The 23,538-nt window shown below is 52.5% G+C and carries 16 protein-coding genes and 6 pseudogenes; 13 read left to right on the top strand and 9 right to left on the bottom strand.

Going from position 1 to position 23,538, the window contains the following annotated elements:
- Positions 1-2 precede the first annotated feature (2 nt).
- Positions 3-1,016: a TraC-like domain-containing protein gene (locus tag P0204_RS12580; RefSeq protein WP_276179704.1), complete on the top strand. Its 1,014-nt coding sequence runs from the start codon at positions 3-5 to the stop codon at positions 1,014-1,016.
- Entirely contained in the window at positions 1,013-2,932 is a 1,920-nt protein-coding gene (locus P0204_RS12575; protein ID WP_276179702.1) for a VirB4 family type IV secretion system protein, read from the top strand. Before P0204_RS12580 ends, P0204_RS12575 begins: the two co-directional genes overlap by 4 nt.
- Before the next feature lie 24 nt (positions 2,933-2,956).
- On the opposite strand, the pseudogene P0204_RS21105 reads toward P0204_RS12575, so the two are convergent.
- Positions 2,957-3,049, bottom strand: a pseudogene (locus tag P0204_RS21105) (zinc ribbon domain-containing protein); the annotation flags it as partial.
- Positions 3,050-3,429: 380 nt separating this feature from the next.
- Between P0204_RS21105 and P0204_RS12570 the strand changes: the two are divergent.
- From P0204_RS12570 to P0204_RS12560, 3 genes are read left to right on the top strand one after another with little or no spacing between them, the layout of a single operon-like run.
- Positions 3,430-4,038, top strand: a complete 609-nt coding sequence (locus P0204_RS12570; RefSeq protein WP_276179700.1) for an FkbM family methyltransferase — start codon at positions 3,430-3,432, stop codon at positions 4,036-4,038.
- 54 nt (positions 4,039-4,092) lie between these two features.
- Positions 4,093-5,619, top strand: coding sequence for an oligosaccharide flippase family protein (locus P0204_RS12565; RefSeq protein WP_276179698.1), 1,527 nt, complete (start codon positions 4,093-4,095; stop codon positions 5,617-5,619).
- 57 nt (positions 5,620-5,676) lie between these two features.
- The gene (locus P0204_RS12560) at positions 5,677-7,272 is read left to right on the top strand and encodes a glycosyltransferase family 39 protein (protein ID WP_276179696.1); all 1,596 of its coding nucleotides are present in this window, start codon (positions 5,677-5,679) and stop codon (positions 7,270-7,272) included.
- Between the two features lie 95 nt (positions 7,273-7,367).
- Here P0204_RS12560 and P0204_RS12555 read toward each other — a convergent pair whose 3' ends face one another.
- Both P0204_RS12555 and P0204_RS12550 read right to left on the bottom strand, forming a co-directional pair.
- Complete coding sequence (locus P0204_RS12555; protein WP_276179693.1) at positions 7,368-8,675, bottom strand: phenylacetate--CoA ligase family protein; 1,308 nt, start codon at positions 8,673-8,675, stop codon at positions 7,368-7,370.
- A gap of 23 nt (positions 8,676-8,698) precedes the next feature.
- The gene (locus tag P0204_RS12550; protein ID WP_276179691.1) at positions 8,699-9,784 is read right to left on the bottom strand and encodes a glycosyltransferase; all 1,086 of its coding nucleotides are present in this window, start codon (positions 9,782-9,784) and stop codon (positions 8,699-8,701) included.
- Between the two features lie 171 nt (positions 9,785-9,955).
- Between P0204_RS12550 and P0204_RS12545 the strand changes: the two genes are divergently transcribed.
- Positions 9,956-11,071 (top strand): glycosyltransferase family 4 protein, encoded by a 1,116-nt coding sequence (locus tag P0204_RS12545; protein WP_276179689.1) that lies wholly within the window; start codon positions 9,956-9,958, stop codon positions 11,069-11,071.
- Positions 11,072-11,330: 259 nt separating this feature from the next.
- Here P0204_RS12545 and P0204_RS21100 read toward each other — a convergent pair whose 3' ends face one another.
- Both P0204_RS21100 and P0204_RS21095 read right to left on the bottom strand, forming a co-directional pair.
- On the bottom strand, positions 11,331-11,762 hold the full coding sequence (locus tag P0204_RS21100; RefSeq protein WP_379801885.1) for a transposase: 432 nt from the start codon (positions 11,760-11,762) through the stop codon (positions 11,331-11,333).
- A gap of 42 nt (positions 11,763-11,804) precedes the next feature.
- A complete protein-coding gene (locus P0204_RS21095) occupies positions 11,805-12,329 on the bottom strand; it encodes an IS630 family transposase (protein WP_379801833.1) in 525 nt (174 codons plus the stop codon).
- A 261-nt stretch (positions 12,330-12,590) separates the two neighbouring features.
- Between P0204_RS21095 and P0204_RS12535 the strand changes: the two genes are divergently transcribed.
- A complete protein-coding gene (locus P0204_RS12535) occupies positions 12,591-14,045 on the top strand; it encodes a flippase (protein WP_276179687.1) in 1,455 nt (484 codons plus the stop codon).
- 109 nt (positions 14,046-14,154) lie between these two features.
- Here P0204_RS12535 and P0204_RS12530 read toward each other — a convergent pair.
- A pseudogene (locus tag P0204_RS12530) lies at positions 14,155-14,809 on the bottom strand (IS1595 family transposase); the annotation flags it as partial.
- Between the two features lie 152 nt (positions 14,810-14,961).
- On the opposite strand from P0204_RS12530, the pseudogene P0204_RS12525 reads away from it, so the two are divergent.
- A pseudogene (locus tag P0204_RS12525) lies at positions 14,962-15,926 on the top strand (IS630 family transposase).
- 16 nt (positions 15,927-15,942) lie between these two features.
- Here the strand turns inward: P0204_RS12525 and P0204_RS12520 are convergent.
- Both P0204_RS12520 and P0204_RS21090 read right to left on the bottom strand, forming a co-directional pair.
- Positions 15,943-16,038 (bottom strand): annotated as a pseudogene (locus P0204_RS12520) (IS1595 family transposase); the annotation flags it as partial.
- A 92-nt stretch (positions 16,039-16,130) separates the two neighbouring features.
- A complete protein-coding gene (locus P0204_RS21090) occupies positions 16,131-17,162 on the bottom strand; it encodes a glycosyltransferase (protein WP_379801832.1) in 1,032 nt (343 codons plus the stop codon).
- A 176-nt stretch (positions 17,163-17,338) separates the two neighbouring features.
- Between P0204_RS21090 and P0204_RS12510 the strand changes: the two genes are divergently transcribed.
- The 5 genes and pseudogenes from P0204_RS12510 (at position 17,339) to P0204_RS12490 (ending at position 22,715) form a co-directional block, all read left to right on the top strand.
- A complete protein-coding gene (locus tag P0204_RS12510; RefSeq protein ID WP_276179685.1) occupies positions 17,339-17,977 on the top strand; it encodes an IS6 family transposase in 639 nt (212 codons plus the stop codon).
- Between the two features lie 88 nt (positions 17,978-18,065).
- Positions 18,066-19,031, top strand: coding sequence for a GDP-mannose 4,6-dehydratase (gmd, locus tag P0204_RS12505; RefSeq protein ID WP_276179683.1), 966 nt, complete (start codon positions 18,066-18,068; stop codon positions 19,029-19,031).
- Positions 19,000-19,938 (top strand): NAD-dependent epimerase/dehydratase family protein, encoded by a 939-nt coding sequence (locus tag P0204_RS12500; protein WP_276179681.1) that lies wholly within the window; start codon positions 19,000-19,002, stop codon positions 19,936-19,938. The genes gmd and P0204_RS12500 overlap by 32 nt, the downstream gene beginning before the upstream one ends.
- Entirely contained in the window at positions 19,931-21,199 is a 1,269-nt protein-coding gene (locus P0204_RS12495; protein ID WP_379801831.1) for a DegT/DnrJ/EryC1/StrS family aminotransferase, read from the top strand. Before P0204_RS12500 ends, P0204_RS12495 begins: the two co-directional genes overlap by 8 nt.
- 242 nt (positions 21,200-21,441) lie before the next feature.
- Positions 21,442-22,715 (top strand): annotated as a pseudogene (locus P0204_RS12490) (IS4 family transposase).
- Positions 22,716-22,829: 114 nt separating this feature from the next.
- Here the strand turns inward: P0204_RS12490 and P0204_RS12485 are convergent.
- A pseudogene (locus P0204_RS12485) lies at positions 22,830-23,469 on the bottom strand (IS6 family transposase).
- Positions 23,470-23,538 lie beyond the last annotated feature (69 nt).

The following is a 23,538-nucleotide window of genomic DNA, read 5'->3' as shown; positions in this document are numbered from 1 at the left end:
TTATGCACGATACCGATCCTTCCAAGCGGGTCCCGAAAGCACTCGGGACCGAAACCAAACTGTTCGGCAACTACACGCTGACCGACATCGCCGTTGCACTCGTTCCGGGTGTCGCGGTCGTCCTGTTGATCCAGGTCGTCTTCCCACCCTCGCTGATGGTGGCTGGCTACCGACTCCAGACGCTTACGCTGCCTGTCGTTCTCGTCGCCATCGTCTGTGGTGGCATATTCGTCTTCCTGACGCCAGCCTATACCACGAGTCTGGAGTGGATAGAGACGTTCGTCGGGTTCGCCCGACGAGAGAAGCGCCTCAACCACGACGCAGCGAAGCAACACACACAGGTCGAACGCGTCCACCCGGAACACGGCGCGATCGAACGGACCGACGGTGCGCTCGTCGGGCTGATCCAAGTCGGTCCACCGCCGATGGCGCTGGCGACTGACGCGGAGTGGGCGGCCAAGACCGACGCCTTCCGAGACTTCTGTAACACCGTCGTCGAGTTCCCGATCCAGATCTACTCGACGACCCAGCCCTTCCCCGTCGAGGAATATCTGGCGCAGTACCGGAGCCGACTCGACGATCCTGACGTGAAGGCGAATCCACGCCTGTCGACCCTCATCGAGGAGTATCTCTCGTGGTACGCGACGGATCTCGAAACTCGTCGGATGACGATCCGGGATCACTACGTCGTCGTCTCGGTCACACCCGAAGAGGTCCACTTCGAACGGGAGAGTCTCACCGAGAAACTGGCGACGCTTCCCGTCGTGGGGCTGTTCGTCGACGCGTGGCTCGCTCCACGGGCCGGCGACGAGCGGGCAGCCATGTTCGACGCGCTCGCCGAGCGCCTGCACCGCGTCGAGGCTGGCCTTCGCGATATCGAGGGCTGTACGGCACGCACCGTGGATGTCGAGGACGCGACCACCCTCGTCGCAGAGTTCTGGAACGGCGAACCACGCGAACGCGTGGCGGCGGACCAGCAGCTACGGACGCGCCCGCTCGTCGGAGGATCGCGATGATCCCTTCATGGTTAGCGTTCTGGCGACGAGAGACAGACGAGACAGCGGAGCAGTCGGAGGCCGACGACGCGATCGTCGCCTACGAGCCGACTGGGACCGCCCTCGACTCGACTGCGGACGTTCACCAGACGCTCGTGACACCGTCGAGTATCGAGGAGGTACCGAACGCCGTCCGGACCGGCGACACCTGGGCGCGGACGCTGTGGGTCGGTGGCTATCCCGACACACCACAGAACGGCCTCTTCGAGACGCTGTACTCGACGGCCGAGACCCGGACGACGGATATCTCGATCCACCTCGATCCGCGGGATACCCACCAGACGCTCGACTCGCTGGAGAACCGGATCGAGGACCTCGAAGCCGACTTCGAATACCTCTCGGAGAAACGCCGGGCTGGCGCCCGCGGCGTCGAGAAAGATCTACACGACTACCGTCAACTCTACGATACGCTACGGAACACGTCGATGCGAGCCTTCGATACGTCGATGTATCTCACCGTCCGCGGACCCGCTCGCGAGAAACTCGATACGGATGCCGTCGCTAACACCGCCCGTCGCTCACCGGCGAATCTCACTCCCGTAACGCCACGGTGGGCACAGATGGACACGCTGATCTCAGCAAGTCCGATGGGTGTCGACCGTCTCGATGAGTCACTACACGCGACGACACCGATGCTCGGCGGCGCCGTCGGCGCGATGTTCCCCTTCGTCGCCGGTGCACTGGCCGAACCCGGTATCGAGTACGGTACGTACGCGCTCAACGAGAGTCCACTCATCCTCGATCGCTTCGCCCGCGAGACGGGGTATTGTGCGATGGTCATCGGCAAACTCGGCGCAGGCAAATCCTTCTCGACAAAGTTGCAGTTGGTCCGTCGTGCGATGTACGACGCCGACACTATGCTTGTGATGCTCGATCCACTGGAAGGCTTTGCCAGCGTGAACGACGCGCTCGGTGGCGAACGCATCACCGTCGGTGGTTCTCGTGGCGTCAATCCACTGGAGTTGAAAGCGACCCCCCAGCACGTCCTCGATTCGGTGCCAGATATGGACCCTTGGGCCGAACAGATCGCCTGGGTGCTCACCTTCTTCGAGACGTTCTTCAAGACGGTTGCCAGTAGCCCGCTGGAGGCGCGCAAGCAGACGCTTCGGCGAGCCGTGCAGGAGGCCTATGAGCGACAGGGTATCACGCAGGATCCCGATACACACGAGAATCCCTCGCCGACGGTTCGCGATGTCATTGCGGTTCTCGAAGCGATGTTGGCTGACCCTGGGGACTTCGAGTACGTTACCGAGGGCGAGCAGGAACGGGTTCGCTCGGATGTCCAGTCGCTGCTCATCGATTTGCGCCCGTCGTTCCGCGACGGCGGCGACCTGGCGAATCTGGCAGAAGCGACTGCGTTCGACTTCGAGAGCGACGTCATCTACATTGACCTCCACCAAGACGAAGGGAGCCGCGGACGCCAGGAGACGAGTCTCATGATGCAGGTGCTGTTCAACCCCGTGTACGAACGCGCGAAACAGACCGACAAGCGTGTGCTATTCGTCATCGACGAAGCACACTATCTGATGAATGATTCTACGTCACTCGGCTTCTTGGAGACGGCCGTTCGTCACAGTCGGCACTACGATCTCTCGTTGCAATTCGTTACCCAGACTGGCGGCGAGTTCGCGTTAACACCGGAGGCTCAGACGATCGCGAATCTCTGTTCAATGACGCTTATTCATCGAGTGGACGAGGCGGCATCAGAACTGGCCGAGTGGTTCGGCCTAAGCGAGCGTGAGGCTAATTGGGTGCGATCGGCGAAGGCCGGGAACGACGACGATGGCTACTCGGAGGCCTTGCTGGGTGTCGACGAAGAAGGATGGTTCCCAGTACGGGTTCGCGCCAGCGAGTACGAGGCTGACCTGCTGGGCTGAGGCAATCTTTTCTAGTCAACTACCTCACCCTGAGAGGGTCGCTCGTTGAGGAGGGGGCTTGTCCGTGGACTCGGCCTCAAACCCGTCCGGGTGGGCAGTGAATCCGCCACTCGGCGTTCACGAGAGCTCCGCTCTCGTACAGCCCTCAACCTTCATCCTCCGCGTATCGTGGAGAAGGATGTCAAGAGGCGTGTGCTATTCTCACGGATGGTCCCCGAGACGTGCTGACCTCGGCATGATACGTTCCGAAATAATGGATAGGTGCGTTTTTCATGAGGGCCACACTGTATGCGATATAGATGCCTCGCCCTCCGTCACTCTACAATACGGTGTTGCGACCGGTGACGGAGCGACTTGGCCTCCACGCAGTCATTGAGGACCTGTATTGGCGAGTGCAATTTGCCAGACATTCGGGCGTTGAGTCCCACGAGATAGCGGGAACAACGGCCCACTTTACCGTCACAAACCCGACCGAGTGTAAGCGGGTGTCGGAACTGATGGGGGAAATGCCGATCATCGAGGACATGCTCACCGAACTGGTGGCTGATGACGTAGTGTACGATGTCGGTGCGAACATCGGGACGTACACGTGTTTCCTCGCCCAGCGACTCCCGCCTGAACAGGTAGTCGCCTTCGAACCGCACCCAAGTAATTCCGGTGCGCTCCGGCGGAACCTCGAGTACAACGGTCTGGAGGCAACCGTCCGGGAGCAAGCACTGGCTGCGAAAACAGGCACGACGGACCTCGCCGTTGCGTCGGAAGCGTCGGGCGAGGGCGCCCACGCGCTGGCGACTGGTGAGGAAAGCAAGACGATTACTGTCCCAGTCGAAACCGGTGACAGACTGATCGAAGACCGGGCCCCAGTGCCGACGATACTCAAAATCGACGTCGAAGGGGCGGAGCAACAGGTCCTAGAGGGGTTTACCGACACCCTCTCACGTCCGTCGTGTCGATGCTGTTACGTCGAACTACATCCCGACCGATTGCGTTCATTCGGCGACTCCGTCGCCGCCGTCGAAGCTACGCTCGAATCATACGGCTTCGAACTGAAGGCACTCAAAAACAGGGAGCGTGAGTCGTTTGTCAAGGCAGCAAAAAGACAATGAGTGGGATCGCTACCGTGTTGGCCTCGTTGAAACCCTCTCAACGTCTATGAGCTGATGAGCGAATTAAATCGGAACCTGCTTCGGGGGTTCATCTCCGTACTCTCGGGCGATGTCGGCGGGGTCCTCGTCGGCCTTATCGTGACACCATTGCTGGTCAGAGCACTCGGCAGCGGCCAGTACGGTGACTACGCGTTCATGCTGTCAGCACTCAGTGTCCTGGTGGTGCTCACTAACGCCGGTATCAGCGATGGCGTCCGCAAATTCATCGCCGAAGACCGTGGTACGGAATGGGCCGAGTACGTGTTCGGCTTCTATACCCGCGTGGCGATCGCGCTCGCCGGCGTGACCGGACTCTGTATTTTCGCCGCCGTCAAAGCGGGACTCGTCGACGCCGTTGCGGGCCCGGCGTTCCGGCAGTACTTCTACCTGCTCGCCATCCTTGTCGGGGCTCGACAGCTGTTCCTCACACTCCGGAGCACCCTGATGGGCCTGGGGTACGAACACTACAGCGAACCGCTCACTGTTCTCCGGAAGATGCTGTTCGGTATCTTTGGTGTCATGCTCGCGCTGTTGGGCTACGGCGTTACGGGCGTCCTCGTCGGACACATCCTCGCTAGCAGCCTCGGGACGATTGTCGCGGTCACGGTGCTGGGTCGCCGGCTTGACCTCCGTGCTCTCTGGCAACGGGCGCCAACGACACTGCAGACCGAACCACGGGAACTACTCTCGTTCAATGCGCTGAGTGTCGTGTTGACTCTGTTGATGATGTCGCTGTATCACGTCGATATTCTCCTGTTGCGCCCCCTCGAAGGCGGGGCGGCGACGGGTTACTACCGTGCAGCGCTGCTGGTCGCCGAGTTCGTCTGGTTTGCGCCCTTCGCCCTGCAGATGGCGCTACTACACTCCACGTCGGAGTTGTGGGCCGAGGGTCGTCTCGAGGAACTCTCAGCCCTCGCTGCGAAAGCCACCCGCTATACGCTGGCGCTGACGCTCATCGTGGCGCTGGGTATCGCTGCCCTCGTCGATGCATTCGTCCCGCTATACTTCGGGGCGGAGTTCGTCGCCACGGGCCCCATCGTGTTGTTACTGCTCCCCGGCGCGTTCGGGCTTGCGGTGGCACGTCCGATATTCGCAATCGGGCAGGGCAAGGGGGACCTGCGTATTCTAATTGTTGCGACCGGAACAGCTGCCGTTCTCAATCTCGTGTTGAACCTGCTCTTGATTCCTCCCTACGGGATGCGAGGGGCAGCCGTCGCGACCAGTATCGGGTACGGGTTGATGGTCGTTTTGCATGTAGTAAGTGCCAGACGCATCGGATTCAATCCGATTGCTGATCTGCGCCTCGTGAGACTCGGTCTGGTCGGTATCGGCGCCGGAGTGGCCGTCTTCGGGCTTGCGAGGCTCATCGACACGCCAATCCTCGCGCTCGGTGTCGTCCCGCCCGTCGGGGCAGTGCTGTATGCGGTTGGCCTCCTCCGACTGGGGGTCGTTCGGCCGGCAGAGCTCGAACCCATTTTTATGCGATTGCCATCGCGTGTCGCTGACCCACTCGAACGAATCGTAGGCCGTGTGAGTTCGTGAGTCGGGCCAATGGAATAGCTTTTATTTTCGACGGTCCTGCCAGATGGTAACCGCTCCATGGAACTCACGTGGGCATCCCAGCGAATCGGCCGTATCAGGGACTGGAATCGGCAACGACAGCTCTACTACGGAGCGCTCGGGGCCATCGTCCTAATCGCGGTGGCACTCCGATTCCGCCGGCTCGGCGTCGCGTCGCTATGGATCGACGAGGCCTTCTCCAGTTGGGCCGCCTGGAACTTCCTGACCGGGAACGGTTTTTCCGACCCAATTGGCCCCTCATCGCCGTATCGCCGCGCGTGGCTGACAACCTCGCTCCCGATTGCGGCGTCGTTCGAACTCTTCGGGCGCACCGAGTTCGCTGCACGGCTACCCAGTGTTCTCTACAGTTTGGGGACAGTTGGGGTCGGCTATTTCATCGCTGTTCGGTACAACCGTCTGGGTGGGCTGTTGACGGCCGGCTTCCTGGCCGTGGACCCCTTCTTCCTGATATGGGGCCGGGTCGCCCGCATGTACACGGCGCTTGGGTTCTTCTTTTTCGCATCTATTTATGTTATCCTACGATGGTACGACCAAGAGTTCCAGTTCCGTAGCCCGTATCCGTTTGTGCTCGTGGTGTTGGTGTATCTTGGCCAGAATGCCCAGCAGGCGTATCTGGCGCTGGGTGCGAGTACCGTGCTGTTTCTCGCTATGTTGCTTGCTGGCCGATTGTGGGTCCTGGAAACGCTGTCTGTGGACGCGGTGGATTCGACCTCGAAGCGGTTGGCGGTGCTGATTGTCGGTGGGGTTCTCGTCGCAGGGCTGTACGTCGTGCTCAGGGGTTTCCCTGGTATCGTAACGGCGTCGCCGCCGAGTACCTGGCCCGACCGGGACCTGATGTACTACTGGAAGCTGTTCGGGCAGGCCTATCCCGTGCTTCGCTACCTGTTTGTCGCCGGTGCGATGTACCTGTGGGTGCAACGGCCAGATGCGCGGTTGCTTGTGTTGGCCTTTGTGGTGTCGTTTGTCGTTGCCTCGGTGACGCCGCGGAAGGCACCCCGATACGTATACCATCTTCTGCCACTGGTGGCTATTCCCGGACTGTACGCGATTGCGGAGGTGTTGACCGTGCTGTGGCGGAAAGTCACGGAGGGTGATGACGAGCTAGGTATGATTTCGCAGGGTGTGGTGTATGCGGTTCCGGTGGTTGTATTGCTCATCGTGGCGTCGCCGCTGGCGGGGTTTGCCGCGACGGAGTCGGTGAACGACAGTCCGTATCATCCGGGCGTGTCTGAGTGGCGGGAAGCAAGTGCGTACGTTACCGAGCATGCAGATGAGGACGATGTGATTGTGTCGACCCGGCCCGAGTTGTCAATGTGGTACTACGGCGAGACGGACTACTTTTTCAGGCAGAACGGGCTTGGGCCTGTGGTGGAACGGGACGGGGAGTACGTGCATCCACGGACTGGGGCTGTGTATCTGAACGATACTGAGGATGTTCAGGTGTTGCTTGAAGGAGAGCAGGATGTGTGGTTGATTGCCGGAAAGAAGTTCGAATTGAATTTTACTGATTCTGAGGCGAGAGCGCTTGTACAAGAGGAGTTCGAACGGCGCGGGAGTGAGTCATGGAGAAATATAGAACTATATTATCAAAATGGGAACTCTACACAGGAATAAACGGAAGTATTGTGATAGTTAGTCAGTTTTTCACTCATATACTCGGGCGATAGAAATCATGTGGTATGTGGTATAAAAACATGGCTAAAGCGAAATTAGAGCACTTCAGAAACAATGTACCGAAACTTTCCGGAAGAAGAAGGGGAGATCTCTTCCTTGAATTCGACTTCTATCTCTACTTCTTCACCCATGACATTGCGTATCTCAGATTTAATCGCTTCCAAGTCAGCTCCGTCCTCTGGTTCTCTTTTTACAATCTTAATTACCAAGCTTTCCCGTGATATTTGATGCACTTGGAATTTTCGCACCCAATCTTTGTTATAAAATAAATGAGTGAAATATTCTCCGTGAATCAGTTCTCCGGTAGGAGTTACGAAATGATCGGATTCTCGCCCCGTCACTTTCTTTAATAGTGGGAAACCGCGGCCACAACTACAGGATTCGTCAGAGCCGACTGCCATATCACCAATCTTGTATCTTATAAGTGGCATTGTATAGTTCGTTAAATTAGTCACTGCCACGTACCCTTCTTCGCCGCTCGGAACCGGGTTTCCATCTTCATCAACTATTTCGACATAGTTGGAATGAGTGAAAATATGTAGTCCCTCTTGATGGGGACACTCACAGGCGATATCACCAACTTCCCGGGAGCCATATTGATTGTGGACCTTAGTGTCAAACACGTCCTCAATTGTTTCTCGAACAGGTTCGTGTAATGTACCTGCCGTCGTAACGATGCCTGCTGGTGAATATACCTTCAAATTGTTCTTTTTTGCATATTGGGAAAGTTGATGCATTGACTCGACATATGCCCAGATAGATTTAGGCTGGTGTTGATTTATTTCTCTGATATACTGCTCCATATCTTCTTCACTCATTTTAAAACTATTCAGTGCCTGTCGATTGTATAAGAAATTCCGGATGCGGGTCTTTAGCGACCGACTGCCCTTCTGTATATCACGTTCACTCCCCCAAAGTTTTATTTCCGGTTCACCGAGTCCTTTCCCAGCTAGCGAGTGATAGTATATTTTGTTTGCGACGTTCCATTGCCAGTACCGGTCATCTTGAAGGAATTCCACGGGCTCCCCAGTGGTACCACCGGAGGTATTAGAATATGGATTCGGTCCGGGAGCGCTCGAATGCAAGTCCCCATCCGCTGAACGGATGTCCTCTTTCGTTAATAGTGGTAACTTTTCAAAATTATCTAATTTTATGCCTCCATCAGAAACTACATCGTTTTCTTTCAGTAGGGCATTATAGTATGGTACGGTCTCTGAGGCATGTTCTAAAAGCGATTTGAGTTTTTGTTGCTGAAGTTCTCTAATTGCCTCTGAGGAGTTCTCTATTTGTCTAATTTTATATAGATTACTCGGAATGTTGTTGCCGGTTAAGTGAAGCCCCAACAGAAGTAAAGGTTTTCTCCAATTTAGCATATCTGTTTGTAGAGTGAATAATACTGATCTGCGACTGTTTCCCAGCTCATGTTTTCTGCGAGTTTCCTTGATCTTCGTCCATCTGATTCTCTTTTCTCTTCATTCCTCATATATTCTTGTAGAGCATCTTTGATTGCATCAGAACTTCGTTTTTCTACTATTACTCCATTTCCGTCCAGTAATTCTGCCGTTCCGCCGGTATTTGTTGTTACAATGGGGAGGCCAGCGGCCATTGCTTCGAGTACTGTATTACTCATTCCTTCGTTGAACGATGGTAGAACGAAGACATCTGCCCGTTCGTAATACTCATGGATTTCATCATGTGGGACGTAACCAGTAAAATTCACTCTATCAGTAATACCCAGTCGTTCGACACAGTTTTTTAGTTCACTCTCTCGCTCACCTTCACCTACTACAGTCAACTCTGTCTCAGATACACAACTGATAGCATCTATTAGATACTTAATCCCTTTACGCTCTACTAATCGAGCAACACAAAGCACTGATAGGCGTCCTGAACGCGGGTATTCTGGGGTAAACTCTGAGATTGCGACACCGTTTGGTATCACTTCGATACCAGGCGTGGCTGTTTCGCGAGCTAATTCTCGTAGCCCCTCTGAATTTGCGACGACTGCCTCCGCCTCTTGCCAGACATGACGTATTATTGGTCGAAGCAAAGTGTATTGTGCTGTGAACCGCTCATTGTATCCTGGTACGTCACTACCACGGAGGGCCACTAAGAATGGGATATCTATCACTCTCGCAAGTACACCACTTGGGACGCCGAACCACGCATGCACCACATCGTATTCATTTTTTTTGATCAACTTCCGAGCACGCTGGAATGCCTGCCAGCTGTAACGGAGGATTTCTATCTGAGTCCAATGGTGAATGTCTTGCTTTTCGACATCGAGCTTATGAATAGTGATATTCTCAGCAAATTGAATTATTTTTTCGTTTGAAGCCGAAGACGTAATAAGATCCACATAGAGATTATGTCGATTGGCAAATTTTTGTAGAAGATATTGGTTCGCGTTTGCTGCCCCTCCTCCTAGAGGGGGAAACTCGTAATTCAACATTAGAACTCGCATTGGCCATGACTTGTCGTTACTGTTGATAATAATGACGGTAAGAGACCATACATAAGCACCCCATCTGAACAATGCCTATCTTCGTCCTTTTTATATTTAAATACCACTATACAGCTCCTGTCGTCAAATACATATCCGTTCATAGCTTAATAAGAAAAAATGAAAAGTAATGATACTATCAAAGTCGGTATCGATGCAAGAACATTGTCTATACATGGTGGTTCACGAACATATGCGCAAAACCTCATAAATAAACTTGAGGAAAGTGAAGAGATAGAGGTGGTTTTATATGGTAAGGATGACAACGGCATTATTTCCATCCGGGACTCGATATTGAGAGTATTTTGGGAAAATGTCTATTTGCCTGTTAAATGTATTAGAGATGACATAGATATTCTGCATGGTGTCAAGGATGTTATCCCCTATATCTCTCAGATTCCCAAAGTTGTAACCTATCATGATGTTACAGGCGTCAAGTTAGGAGATCTGTACAACACAAAACAACGTGCATACAATTATGTCTTCAAGCGACAGTACGTGAACCAAGCAGACAGAATAATCGCTGTTTCGAAGTCAACTAAGAAGGATCTTGAAAACCAACTGGGGGTGAAATCTGAGCAGATTACAGTGATTTATGAAGGAGTGAATCAAGAACTTTTCAACCAGAGCTACGATGGGGATATGTTGAAGGAATATCTCCAATCCAGTGAAATAGAAATACAGTCAGACCAGCGTGTTATTCTTTCAGTTGGGACAATAAGTCCAAGAAAGAACTATACGACATTGATAGATTCGTTTGAGTCTATCAAAACCAACAGCAACGAGCACACAAAGTTGTTGATCGCTGGTAGAGAAGGTTGGAAAACAAATAGCATTATCGAAAAAACAAAAAAATCTGAATATCGTGATGATATACATTTACTTGGGTTTGTGCCGGAATATGTTCTACCCCACTTATATAAAAGAGCTGATGTTTTTGTCTATCCCTCTCTCTATGAAGGATTTGGCCTTCCGCCGTTGGAAGCGATGGCTTGTGGGACTCCAGTTATAACGTCCAATGTTTCAAGTTTACCAGAAGTCGTCGGAGATGCAGGTATCAAAATAGACCCAAATGATACAGACCAGCTGACTGAAGAAATACAGAGAGTACTAGAAAACGACACTCTACATGAGCAAATGCAAAAAAAAGGACTTGATAGAGCGCATAAATTTACCTGGGAGAAGGCAGCTAACGAAACGATACAACTGTACAAAAGTATACTCAATAGTGAGTGAGTTGAAATCTCGGTACGAATTCGGGGCGTTCCAGTCCGAGAAAGAGCATATCGTTCGAATACAGGTGTTGGCAGCTCTGCTGACCCTAGTGGTCAGCAGAGCCCTTTTGCGGGTGTTCGTCGACCAGACCAGTGAATGCCAAGATAGCGCGACGTTTCCACCAGAACGCTGGGCGACCGACCGGAAGGTCGTCGCCCAGCTTGTCCTCCTGGAAATCGCAGCCGGGTACGGGTATCTCCGGCCAAATCTATAGTACTAGTTAGAAGTAATTGCGTATCTCGGGTACCGAAAGTTGTTGGAGGGCGGTGTCGATCGCCGTTGTCAGTTCGTCGAGCGAGTCGAAAAAGCGGTTGCTCAGAGCGGTTTGGAGCTGTCTCCAGCACTCCTCGATAGGGTTTAATTCCGGTGAGTATGGTGGAAGCGTGACGAAGGCGAGGTCGTCACGGGCCACCAAGTCAGTGACGGCCGACGCCTGGAAGTACGGCGCTCTGTCCAGCACGACGAGCAAGTCATCTTCGAACTCTTCACATAATGCGAGAGTGAAATGTTTCGCGTCTTCAGCGGTCACGTACTCTTCGAATCGGGAAAGAGCGATCACCGTTCTCGGTGATCGCGCGCAGCAAAGACGTCCAATCGCGCTGTCAGGATAGTTCGACGGAGAGCTGCGTGCCGCGCGGAAACCACGCGGCACGCGGCTCAACTTGCACGGATTTCTTGGTTTGGTCGATACAGACTACGGTGGCATCCATCTCCCGCTGCTTTTTTTGAGGTCATCGTGAAACTCCTCTTGCTCGTCTTCATCAGCTTCAGCGGCTGAACAGCGTGGTTTCTGATAACTCAATCCTGCTTCTTTCAGCAACCGCCGGCAACTCGGGAGTGAGTACTCAACGCCGTACGTTTCTTCGAGAAACTGCCGGACGAGCGCCGGCGTCCACGCCGGCGCGTCGATCCCGACTTCTTTGGGTGGGTCGTGAACGGTTTCTTCGAACTCTTGTTGCTGTGATTCTGAAAGTTTTTGATTTCTTCCAGAACGATAAGTATTAGAGACGGCGTGCTCAAGCGACTCGTTGGTGTCGAGTCGCTTGAGCCAATTGTAGATTGTTTTCTGGTGAACGCCGTGCCACTCGGCTAGCTCATCTTGCGCGACACCGTTCTTGTACGCAATAGCCGCTAACAACCGTTCTGTTGGCTTCTTCTTCTCCACGTTGTCGAGAGCATCTTGCAGCTCTTCGATGGAGATCTCGTCGAGGTGTTCCACCAGCTACTATAATAATCTCCTAGCAAATAGTTCTAACGACTACTATAGCCGAGTTCTTGTATTGTGAGGCACAGCAACCAGCTCCATCTCGGTCTACGCTGCTTGGGGAGGTGACTGCAGAGCTATGCAGCGGTTTCTGAGCTTAACCGAATACAGATGGAAGCAATCCTGCATCCTTGACTTTGCGATGCGGACGCCGGCTACTATCTATATTCGATAGAAACATTCATATATAACGGTAGACGCGTACTGACAGGATAGATGCACACTCTACTCCGCTCCATTCTTTCCATCCTCGCCGGAAAGTCCTTTAGTATCCTCATAAAACTCATATTTACTCCAATACTCGTCCGAGTGATATCACAAGAGCAGTACGGGTTGTATGCGAGTATCCTAGCTGCATTTAGTTTAATTACACTTCTATCCAAAGGTGGTTTGTTTGATGCTTGCAGAAAGACAGTCGCAGAAGCAACTTCGGACTCTGCAGAGATACAGAAAGTAATCTCTCTCTCACTCGTTTTTAGTCTGCTCTACGGTGCCATTGGAACAGCTCTGGTGTCGGTTCTGCTATTCTCTGGAATACTTCCGCAAATCTATCGACCATACGTTCTGGTTCTGTTGGTTTCAATCATATTCACTAATGTATTCAGTGTGATTCGAGGTGTTTTCTTCGGTATTCAGCGTGAACTCTGGGGTGAATTTCTGGGAGTGTCACGGCAATTAGTTTACGTGATAACAGGACTGATTCTGGCCTACGTAGGCCACGGATTATCGGGTGTATTCGCTGGGTACACACTTTCGTTTATAATTATTACTTTTATAAGTAGTGCTCTAATTATGAGGGAATTTTCGTTCCAGCTTCCGACATCGGACGATTTCCGGACGCAAGGTAAACATATCGCCACTTACGGAGGGTACCAGCTCATCGGAGGCATGAGTGCGGCTTTTCTGTATAAAGCTGATATACTACTCGTTGAGTTATTCCAAGGTGCCTCATCAACTGCACTGTATAATAGCGCGATCGTTCCTGCAGAGATGATTTGGTTTATACCATCTGTTATCCAACTCTCATTTCTTCAACATACCGCAAATCTCTGGAGTGAAGGTGAAATTGAGAAAATAAATGAAACTGTTAAAACAGGTATCAAGTATGGAACCCTTTCACTTGCGCTGTTCGGTGTAGGACTGTTCGGCTTAGCAGAACCGTTGCTTAGTGTCTACTTCGGACAAGAGTACGTCGGTGCGGCTACTACTCTCCAGGTCTTAATATTAGGTACATTCTTTTTTGGATTGAGCCGGGTCACTATGCCGGTCTTCCAAGCGATTGGCTGGATACGGGCGACCGAATTCGCAACGCTAATAGCGCTAATTATCAACATCGCTCTGAACGTAGTGTTAATTCCTCGATATGGAATATTCGGTGCTGGAATCGGGACAATGATATCTTACACTTCGATATTCGTCGGGAACATAGTTATTTGGAACCGATCTTCTATTGACATAGTACCGATTGAATGGTTCGCAAAACTGATTGCAGCTCAAGCAATTTTTGCAGCGATATTCCTGGGTACCGTTTTCGTTTGCGATTCCTCACCGATAGTCTCGCTGCTCATATTCCCTCCGTTTGGGTTGTTAGTATTTCTTGGAACCAACGTCTTCGCCGGATATATTCGGTTATCCGATCTGAAAGCCGTCTTTATGGATCTAGTCGAGTAACACACTATAATTCAAAGAGAAATTTCTTCCGCAACCCGGCTGTGACCTAACACAGTACCACCCCATAGAATTTTTCATACGTACGCCCATCCGTATAAAATTATTGATTTCATAGCGTCGCTCGAACAGCGTGTTTAAGAGCGTCTCGGCCGGTTTTCCGAAACAGTTCCCAACGTAGTTGAAACGCTCTGAGATACTGTGTCAACTTGTCTTTGGAGATACCTCGGTGGCTCTCGCAAGTGTTGACGTGTACCTCATCGTCTGCGTATTCGCCGTCGCCGTGGACGACGTATTCGCGGTTGAATGCTTCGTCCTCTTCGAGCGGTTCGTATGTTCGAAAGCCGTCAGTATAGACAGTGAGCGACTCCTGCTGGCGGTCGGCCAGCAGGAGTCGAATCGTCGATTCATCTGCGGCTTTCGCTGGATTCACGTATCGCTGCCCGGTACCACAGTCAGCGATAATGAAGATTGGTGGTTTGTCACCGCTATTACGAACCACGCCCGCGCGTGGACAGGCCATGCGAGCTCGACTGCCAGCCGCGCTCGTGGCCTTTCTTTCCGGCAGAAATATACACTTCGTTGATTTCGACCGAGCTGACGAGTTCGAGGGAAAGTGCATCGAGTGCTCTGGCAAAGGGCTCAATAGGCTGGTGCATCGTTTTGTGTGTCACCTCAATTTCGCCCTGTAGTTGGCGAAGACTCGTATTAAACCGGAAGGACGCGGAAATTGAGAACAACTACCGTCGGAGCGCAATCTTCGAGTTAATGAGTGAGGAATCTTTTGTGGGGTCGGTTCGATGTGCTGGCAATGGGACGCGAGCGACGCAAAGAGATCAAGCGTTACCTCTCGGAGGAGAAGCTCGACGAGCTTCTCCGCGCCGCCGAAGATAAGCACAGAATTCGGCGTCTCAGGTTCGTGAAGAATCTCTACCAAGGCGATACGATTGCGGAAGCTGCCGACCGGGAAGCACGGTCGGCAGCGACCGGCTGCCGATGGGCAGATGCGTGGAACGAGGGCGGGATCGAAGAATTGATGCCGAGTTTCGGGGGCGGTCGGCCCCCGAAACTCGACGAAGATGAACAGGAAGAACTGCTCGAACTGCTCCAAGAGGGGCAGCCATGGAAATCACAAGGGATACGACATCTCTTGGCTGAGGAGTTCGGTGTCGAGTACCACCCAGATTACCTCGGGAAGTTTCTCCGAGATCTTGGTTGTCGTACGCGAAACCCCGGCCGAAACGGCCGAATAGACCGGAGAATCCCGAGGAACTCCTCCACGAGGCTGACGACGAACCCCACAACAAAGAGGACGGTGATCAAGAGGATGGCTGGGTTGTCGACGACGATACTTGTACAGACGGCGGGACAGTTATCGGCTTTTTAGATGCTTCACACCCGCAACCGTACGATAATTCGCGGCGGGTGTGGTACGTTGATGATCCTCACGTTGAACGGCCGCTAGTCAAGACCGAGGACTCAGCGGTCGGATTCTACGCATTGAACGGAGGAAGTCTGGTTCGCTGGACTGAAACAGAGGAGAAAGAAAAGATTTGCAGCGTCTTAGAGACGGTCCGCGAGCAGAATCTAGAGCAGCGGATTCTGCTCGTCTTGGACAAGCACGGATCGCACATCTGTGAATACACGCGCAGGCGTGCCCATCAACTCGGTGTTGACCTCATCTTTCTTCCGTCAGGCTCGCCCAATCTCAATCCAATCGAGCAAGTCTGGAAACAGCTGAAATGGACGATGTCGCCGATTATCGTCGATGACAAGGACAAATTTCACGAACTCGTCAAAGACGTGTTTCAACAAGTGACGCAGAGAGTCGGCAACGCAAAAAAGTGGTGTGAGAAGTTCCTTAGCTTTCAGAAGTTATCTTGACCATTAACGGTCAGAAACGGCAGCGAAGACAGGTAACACCGTCACACCAGCGAATCTGCTCAAATAGATCCGCTGCGACCGATTCCGACCCAAACACATCTAGCGGAATCATACGTGTTGGGCACCGCTACCGCGGTGCCCTTGTCCTATTCGACTCAGCAGCTACCGCTTAACAGTATCAACAATCTCCTACGCAAGAGCGTTTCATGTGTTTCTAATCAGAGAGGTGTATACTTCGAAGTGAGTCGATTTGTAATCATCCCATTGGTGGTCCTGATCAAATTTCTCCCAGCAAAACTCATCTGAATCGGAGAGTGCTTCGTCAATTGCAGCTCCTATATCAGATTCTGAAGTTGAGTCGGATACAATACCGATGTCGTATTCGGTAATCAAATACTCTTTTATCCCACCCGGAGCAGAAACGACGGGCGTGCGGCATGCTGCAGCTAAGTATGCTGTCGCAGGGACAGTCGATTGATCATTCAAAATGAGTACTACATCACTTTTGTCGACGTATTCTACCAGCCCAGCATCACTTATGAATTTTGGATGAGTTGTCACAGGTTTAGAAGTCGTTGTAATAGCGTCCTGCACCTCTGTATGGATTGAGGTATCCATTGGTTTTCCTGCGATGAGCATGTTAGTTGCCACGTTAGAATGGTCAAAAGCTTGGATACCCAACGGTACACGCTTGTATCGACGAATTAACCCAATCATTGAGACAACAGGACCAGCACTTGGGAATTTGGATGATGGGTCCCCTCCCCGCTGCCGCTCTTCATGTAATATTCTATAGTTGCCGAGTTCGGCGACGGAAATTGGAGCACGTACTGAATACTCCGATTCTATTTGCTGCCTGATAGGGGGCGATAATACGAAAATGTGGTCTGCGAGAATAAAAAGAGTTTGACGACCAATCCGGTCGAGGAGTTCTATTTCACTTTCATGGCCTGTAGTGTGGTGTGCAGTCCACACAATCCTTGTACGTGTGAGTTTCAATATGATTACATTCAAAATGAAAAGTATTGTCCGGAAAATTGACAGAATAGGATGGCCGTTGAAGAATAAATTTGTCTGAAGATATTGCAAATGCACTATATTGTAGCCCTTCCGAACGCAGTGAATCGACCAAAATTCCGACCACGGTAACGGTAAATCGCATGCTATAACTTGCTCACTATCCTTGAATGGATGAACAATATGATTATCGCTGGGAACTTTATGCCATACTTTCATACTTAATGGTGGAATTTCTACACTACGAAGTATAACCACGCATGAACCTATTTTTGTATTCTGTCTATCTGAACCTGAAGGCCGTTGGGAACACTAAAGCCATCCAATTTAAATATTTTGCCTATGCGGTCGGTCGCGTTAAGTTAGAGAATGAGGCGGACGAGTTCTGAGTGTCTATGTCCGAATTCGACCGCCTCAGTGGGTGTATCGAGTGGATCGACTTGTCATTTGTGGAGCGCCAGCGGACTCCCGAGTGGGCGATTCAAGTGGGCATCCGGTGTCATCTGGCAGGTATATCACTTCGGGATGCCAGTCAGTTTCTCGATGAGTTGGGAGCCCAGCGCAGTCATGTCTCGATCCACGAGTGGGTTCACAAGGCCGACCTACAGCCGATCTCGACGGTGACCGCGGATCACCTCGCGGTTGACGAAAAGATGATCCGCCTCCATGGCCAGAAATTTTGGCTGTACGGCGCTGTCGATCCCAAAACGAACGAAATTCTCCACCTCAGCCTCTTTCCGACAGCAACGAAACAGACGACGCGGTGGTTTCTGGCCGAGCTTCATCACCAGTATCAGCTTGACGACGTGCTGTTTCTCGTCGACGATGCTGATTATCTTGGTCCAGTTCTGGCTGAAGATGGCTACCGATTGCAGACTCTCGCACATGGAAATCGGAATGCTATCAAACGTGTTTTTTGGGAAATAGAACGGCGAACATCCTCATTTGCAAATAGTTTCAGCCATGTCGAGCTAGAGACAGCTCAAGAGTGGCTCGAAGCCTTCGCCGTCCATCACAACTCACGCCAAACTTAACGCGATGATGCGGTCTCAGGTCTTAGGTCAAATCGTGGGAGTTATTCTAACGGCGACTTTTTAACCTATCCGTGCGAACATCGAGGAAATGCCTAGTGCATTGATTACTGGAGTTACCGGGCAAGATGGGAGCTACCTAGCCGAATACTTATTACAACAAGACTATCAAGTATATGGGCTACAGCGATGGAATAGCACTAATAATCACATTCGAATTGACGATTTCATAGACGATGTCAATATACTTAATGGTGACCTGGCCGACCAATCCTCGCTCGACCGGGCAGTCAAAGAAGCCGAGCCGGACGAAGTCTACAACCTCGCAGCACTGTCGTTCGTCCCTGAGAGCTTCAACCAGCCGGTGAACACGGGTAACATCACGGGCCTGGGTGCCACCCGGGTGCTGGAAGCCGTCCGGAAGTACAAGATGGACGCGAAATTTTACCAGGCGAGCACCAGTGAAATATTCGGGAACGCGCCAGACGATACACAATCCCTGGATACGCCGTTCCAGCCACGGAGCCCTTACGGCGTCTCCAAACTATACGCGTACTGGTCCACAGTTAATTACAGGGAAGCCTACGATATGTACACGACGAACGGAATCCTGTTTAACCACGAATCGCCCCGCCGTGGAAAGAACTTCGTCACTCGGAAGATTACCCGTGGTGCGGCCAGAATAGCGGAAGGGCAACAGAACACGCTCGAGCTCGGCAATCTCGACGCGAAGCGTGATTGGGGCCATGCCAAAGACTACATCAAAGCCATGCACCTCATGCTCCAGCAGGATGAGCCCGGCGACTACATTATCGGGACCGGGGAGCACCACACGGTGCGGGAGTGCGCCCAGATTGCCTTCGACGAGGTGGGGTTAGACTGGAATGAGTATGTCGAAGTCAACGAGAAGTTCTTCCGCCCGGCGGAGGTCGACGCTCTTAGGGCAGATATCTCTGAAACAAAGAAGAAATTGGACTGGGAACCGGAAATCAGTTTTGAGGAACTGATTAGGGAGATGGTGCAAGTTGACCTCGAAGAAATCCGGAAAGATGCGTAATTCGATTCTGGTCACGGGCGGAACCGGGTTCGTCGGATCCAATCTCGTCCCAGCACTTGCAGATGCCGACTACGAGGTCGACGTTCTGGCACACTCTGTCCAAGGGGAGATTCCAGAGGATGTTGATGTCCACGTCGCCGATGTGACCGATCTCGAGTCGCTCCCGTCGTTCGGTAGCTACGACACCGTCGTCCACCTCGCCGGCGTTGTCTCGGTGCAGGGCTCGGTTGATAATCCAGTCGGAACATTTCGGACAAACGCCCTCGGAACGCAGCATGTCCTCGAGCAAGCGCGCGAAGACGGCGTCGACCGGTTTGTCTACCTCAGCAGCGGAGCAGTATACGGAACGCCCGACTATCTCCCAATAGATGAGTCTCACGCGACAGAGTGTCTCCACCCGTACGCATCGAGCAAACTCGCAGGTGAGAACCTCGCAGAGACATACGCCAACAGCTACGACCTGTCGGTCGTGACGCTACGCGGGTTCACTCTATACGGCCCCGGACAAGATACAGACAATCTGGTCCCGACAGTAATTGAACAGATTGAAGCTGAGACAGATACCGTTTCGCTCGGGAATCTCGAGCCGACACGAGATTTTACGTATGTCGAAGACCTGACATCAGCGGTACTGACAGTCCTCGACAAATCTTGGAACCAGTACGACGTGTTCAATGTCGGTAGCGGTCGCGAAACCAGCGTTCGTGACTTCGTTGACGAGATTATCGATCAAAGTGATAGCGATATTACGGTCAACTCAGACTCTACCGGGCGTGCGTCAAACATTGAAATCGAGCGGATGGTGGCTGATGTATCGAAGCTCCGGCAATTCGGATGGAAGCCGGAATACGATTTCAAACGCGGTATTGAAGCGACCCTGGAACGATTTGAGCATAACCATGACTGACTGTAACGACGTACCCAATTCAATCGAAGAGGAGATTCGAACTGTCTTCGAGAACCGTAGCGACGATGAATTCCAACCTGGCGAAACGCCTGTCCGGTTGAGCAGCCCAACTTATGGCACTGAAGAAGTAATCGAATCACTGGACTCACTTCTGTCGACGTGGGTCACTATGGGTGAGAAGGTCGAGACGTTTGAGGGCCAGTGGGCAGACTACATCGGCACTAATCACTCGACAATGGTAAACTCCGGCTCGTCGGCGAACCTGCTCGCATTAAAAGCCCTCGAGGGCGACATCATCAAGCCCGGTGATGAAGTGATTGTACCGGCCGTATCGTGGTCGACTAGTGTCTTTCCCATCGTGGACGTGAACGCCAAACCAGTGTTAGTTGACGTGGACCCATCAACATACACTATCGATGTGGAAGCGTTTAAAGAGGCGGTTACGGACGATACTGCGGCCGTTGTACTCGTCCATTTGCTCGGTAATCCCTGCGAGATGGGTCCGATTATGGACATTTGTAAAGAGCACGATATCGCAGTCATTGAGGACTCGTGTGAGGCTCACGGTGCGGAATACGACGGTCAGAAGGTGGGCTCATTCGGCGACATCGGCACGTTCAGTTTCTTCTTCTCGCATCACATCTCGACGATCGAAGGAGGAATGATTACTACAGACTCCGAAGAGTATTTGGACCGAAACAGGGCCGGACGGGCTCACGGGTGGGTTCGAGAGATGGAGAGTAAGGATGAGTATGTCCGAGAGTCACCCGAAATTGACGAGCGGTACCTGTTCGTCTCCCACGGCTACAACCTCCGGCCAACTGAGATTCAGGGAGCCTTCGGTATTCACCAGCTGAATCGCTTAGAGAAGTTCATTGATATTCGTCGGGCAAACGCACGCAAACTGAACGCTGAAATGGATCAGTTCGACGACCTGTTCGATATACTCCACGAGCGGCCGGATACCCGGTGTTCATGGTTCGCTTATCCAATACTTATCCGGGACGAAGCGCCATTTACCCAGGACGAGTTACGAGAACATCTTGAGTCGAAACTTATCGAGACCCGACCGATACTCGCCGGGAACCTGGCCCGTCAACCAGCACTCAAGCAGATAGACTACCGGCAGGTCGGGAAGCTTGAAGATGCAGATTTGATTCACGAGAACGGGCTGTTCGTCGGTAATCACCACAAGATGGGTGACGCCCAGATAGAGTATATCCTTGAGAGTATTGAAGAGTTCGTCTCCGAGTACGCGTGAACTGAGCGCATTGTTACACATAGTACTTCACGAAGGATGTAATCAGTAAGATTGAATCAACGAGTTGACCACGGGGCACTTTCTATGGTAATCCTTAGAACTTTTTCACCCGTAATTCGTTGAATATCATCCGTCTTTAGCTAAGAGAGAAACCGCGTGACAGCAGCGGCTTATCGAGGCTTCTTTTCGAGAGGAATGAAGAGGCGATAGCTGTGTCCAACAGAGCCACCTCATCGAGAATCATGCGTCGGCTCACTACACTGCTTCCCTCCGAGTTCCTCAAAGAGCACGCCGAGGAACTCGGGGTGGTCGAGCGAGAAGGCAAGCTTCAGATTCCTGTCCTCGTGTGGGCGCTCGTGTTCGGCTTCGCCATAGGCGAGAGCCGAACACTCGCTGGGTTCAGACGCTGCTACAACGCCACAGCTGACGAACCAATCTCTTCTGTCGGTTTCTATCACCGGTTGACACCGACGCTGGCAGAGTATCTCCGCGACCTCGTCGAGCGTGGACTCGACGAGGTCGCTGTTCCAGACGCTGTTGACGCTGATATCGGCCGATTCAGGGACATGATGATCGCTGATGGAACAGTGTTGCGGTTGCACGAGTTCCTCTCTGATGAGTTCCAACCCCGTTACGAGAAGCAGGCTGGAGCGAAGCTCCACCTGCTCCACAACGCCACCGACCAGACAATTGAACGGATCGATGTAACGGACGAGAAAACGCACGACAGCACGCTATTCAAAACGGGATCGTGGTTGCGAGGACGGCTAGTTCTGTTTGATCGAGCGTACATCAAGTACCGCCGCTTCGCGTTGATTGATGAGAACGACGGCTACTTCGTGAGTCGCTGAAAGAGAACGCGAATCCACTGATAATGGAGGAATTATGGGAATGGCGCGGCCGCGCCATTCCCTTGGAGGGCAAGCAGATCCACGATGTGGTCGATGACCTCTCGCGGAAGTAAATCCACGTAGAGGTCGAAGCAAAGTTCAAGCGGGGCCAGTACAAGGGAACACGGTCACTGGACACGAAGCGATTCCGTGTCGTCGGCGTCCGCAACGAGGACGCCGACGACTACCATCTCTACATAATGAATCTGTTGAGAGAGGAGTTCCTGCCGTCAGATCTAGCGACGCTGTACCGGTGTCGATGGGAAGTAGAAACGCTGTTCCGTGAGTTGAAGACGCAGTATGAACTGGACGAGTTCGATACGAGCAACCCAGATGTCGTGAAGATTCTACTGTACGCGGCGTTGCTGTCACTGCTGGTGAGTCTTGAGTTGTTGGATCTGGTCACCGAGCAGGCCGATGATGAGATCGTGTTTCCGCCGGAACGCTGGGCGGCGACCTTCCGGTCGCACGCCCAGCTCATCCTCCACGAACTCAGAAGGTACCCTGGCTACTCGCCACCGCCGTTGCTGTAGCGGCTGATCGAGGATGCTCAGAAGACCCACCAACAACGACCGATCTTACAAGAGACGCTCGCCACCGCTACACAACCGAGGTGTGAGTCTTAGCTAAAGACGAATGCCCGGTGGAAGGATGCTGGAGTCGACACAACGAATAGTTCAAGCATCGTCTCATCCCCGATCTTGCGACGCTGAAACAGCAAACCCAACGAGGCCATCGCGTTAATTTTGGCGTGAGTTGTGGTAGACGGCGAAGGCTTCGAGCCACTCTTGAGCTGTCTCTAGTTCGACATGGCTGAAACTATTTGCAAATGAGGATGTTCGCCGTTCTACTTTTCAAAATACACGTTCGATAGCATTCCGATTTCCATGTGCGAGTGTCTGCAATCGGTAGCCATCTTCAGCCTGAACTGGACCGAGATAATCAGCATCGTCGACAAGAAACAGTACGTCAATAAGCTGGTATCGGCGGTGAAGCCAGGTCAGAAACTACCGCATGGTCTGTTTCGTCGCCGTCTAAAAGAGGCTAACGTGCAGGATTTCGTTCCTTTGGGGGATCGACAGCACCGTACAACCAAAATTTCTGCCCGTGAAGGCGGATCATCTTTTCGTCAACCGCGAGGTGATCCGCGGTCACCGTCGAGATCGGCTGTAGGTCGGCCTTGTGAACCCACTCGTGGATCGAGACAGGACTACGTTGGACTCCCAACCCATCGAGAAATTGACTTGAATATCGAAGTGATATACCTGCCAAGTGACACCGGATGCCTACTTGAATCGCCCATTCAGGAGTCCGGCATCGCTCCACAAACGACAAGTCGATCCACTCGATACATCCACTGAGGCGGTCGAATTCGGACATAAGCACTCAGAACTCGTCCGCTTCATTCTCCAACTTAACGCGACCCTACAACCACGAATGACCTAATTA

This window comes from Haloarcula halophila, from assembly GCF_029278565.1.
GTDB lineage: Archaea > Halobacteriota > Halobacteria > Halobacteriales > Haloarculaceae > Haloarcula > Haloarcula halophila.
Note: the sequence above shows the minus strand (reverse complement) of the source record. Positions and strands in the feature narration are given on the sequence as shown.

Excerpts from the sequence above, each read along its gene's own strand:
- P0204_RS12580 (WP_276179704.1), top strand. The coding sequence starts at position 3 with ATGCACGATACCGATCCTTCCAAGCGGGTCCCGAAAGCACTCGGGACC.
- P0204_RS12575 (WP_276179702.1), top strand. The coding sequence starts at position 1,013 with ATGATCCCTTCATGGTTAGCGTTCTGGCGACGAGAGACAGACGAGACA.
- P0204_RS12570 (WP_276179700.1), top strand. The coding sequence starts at position 3,430 with ATGGGGGAAATGCCGATCATCGAGGACATGCTCACCGAACTGGTGGCT.
- P0204_RS12565 (WP_276179698.1), top strand. The coding sequence starts at position 4,093 with ATGAGCGAATTAAATCGGAACCTGCTTCGGGGGTTCATCTCCGTACTC.
- P0204_RS12560 (WP_276179696.1), top strand. The coding sequence starts at position 5,677 with ATGGAACTCACGTGGGCATCCCAGCGAATCGGCCGTATCAGGGACTGG.
- P0204_RS12550 (WP_276179691.1), bottom strand. The coding sequence starts at position 9,784 with ATGTTGAATTACGAGTTTCCCCCTCTAGGAGGAGGGGCAGCAAACGCG.
- P0204_RS12545 (WP_276179689.1), top strand. The coding sequence starts at position 9,956 with ATGAAAAGTAATGATACTATCAAAGTCGGTATCGATGCAAGAACATTG.
- P0204_RS12535 (WP_276179687.1), top strand. The coding sequence starts at position 12,591 with ATGCACACTCTACTCCGCTCCATTCTTTCCATCCTCGCCGGAAAGTCC.
- P0204_RS21090 (WP_379801832.1), bottom strand. The coding sequence starts at position 17,162 with ATGAAAGTATGGCATAAAGTTCCCAGCGATAATCATATTGTTCATCCA.
- P0204_RS12510 (WP_276179685.1), top strand. The coding sequence starts at position 17,339 with ATGTCCGAATTCGACCGCCTCAGTGGGTGTATCGAGTGGATCGACTTG.
- gmd (WP_276179683.1), top strand. The coding sequence starts at position 18,066 with ATGCCTAGTGCATTGATTACTGGAGTTACCGGGCAAGATGGGAGCTAC.
- P0204_RS12495 (WP_379801831.1), top strand. The coding sequence starts at position 19,931 with ATGACTGACTGTAACGACGTACCCAATTCAATCGAAGAGGAGATTCGA.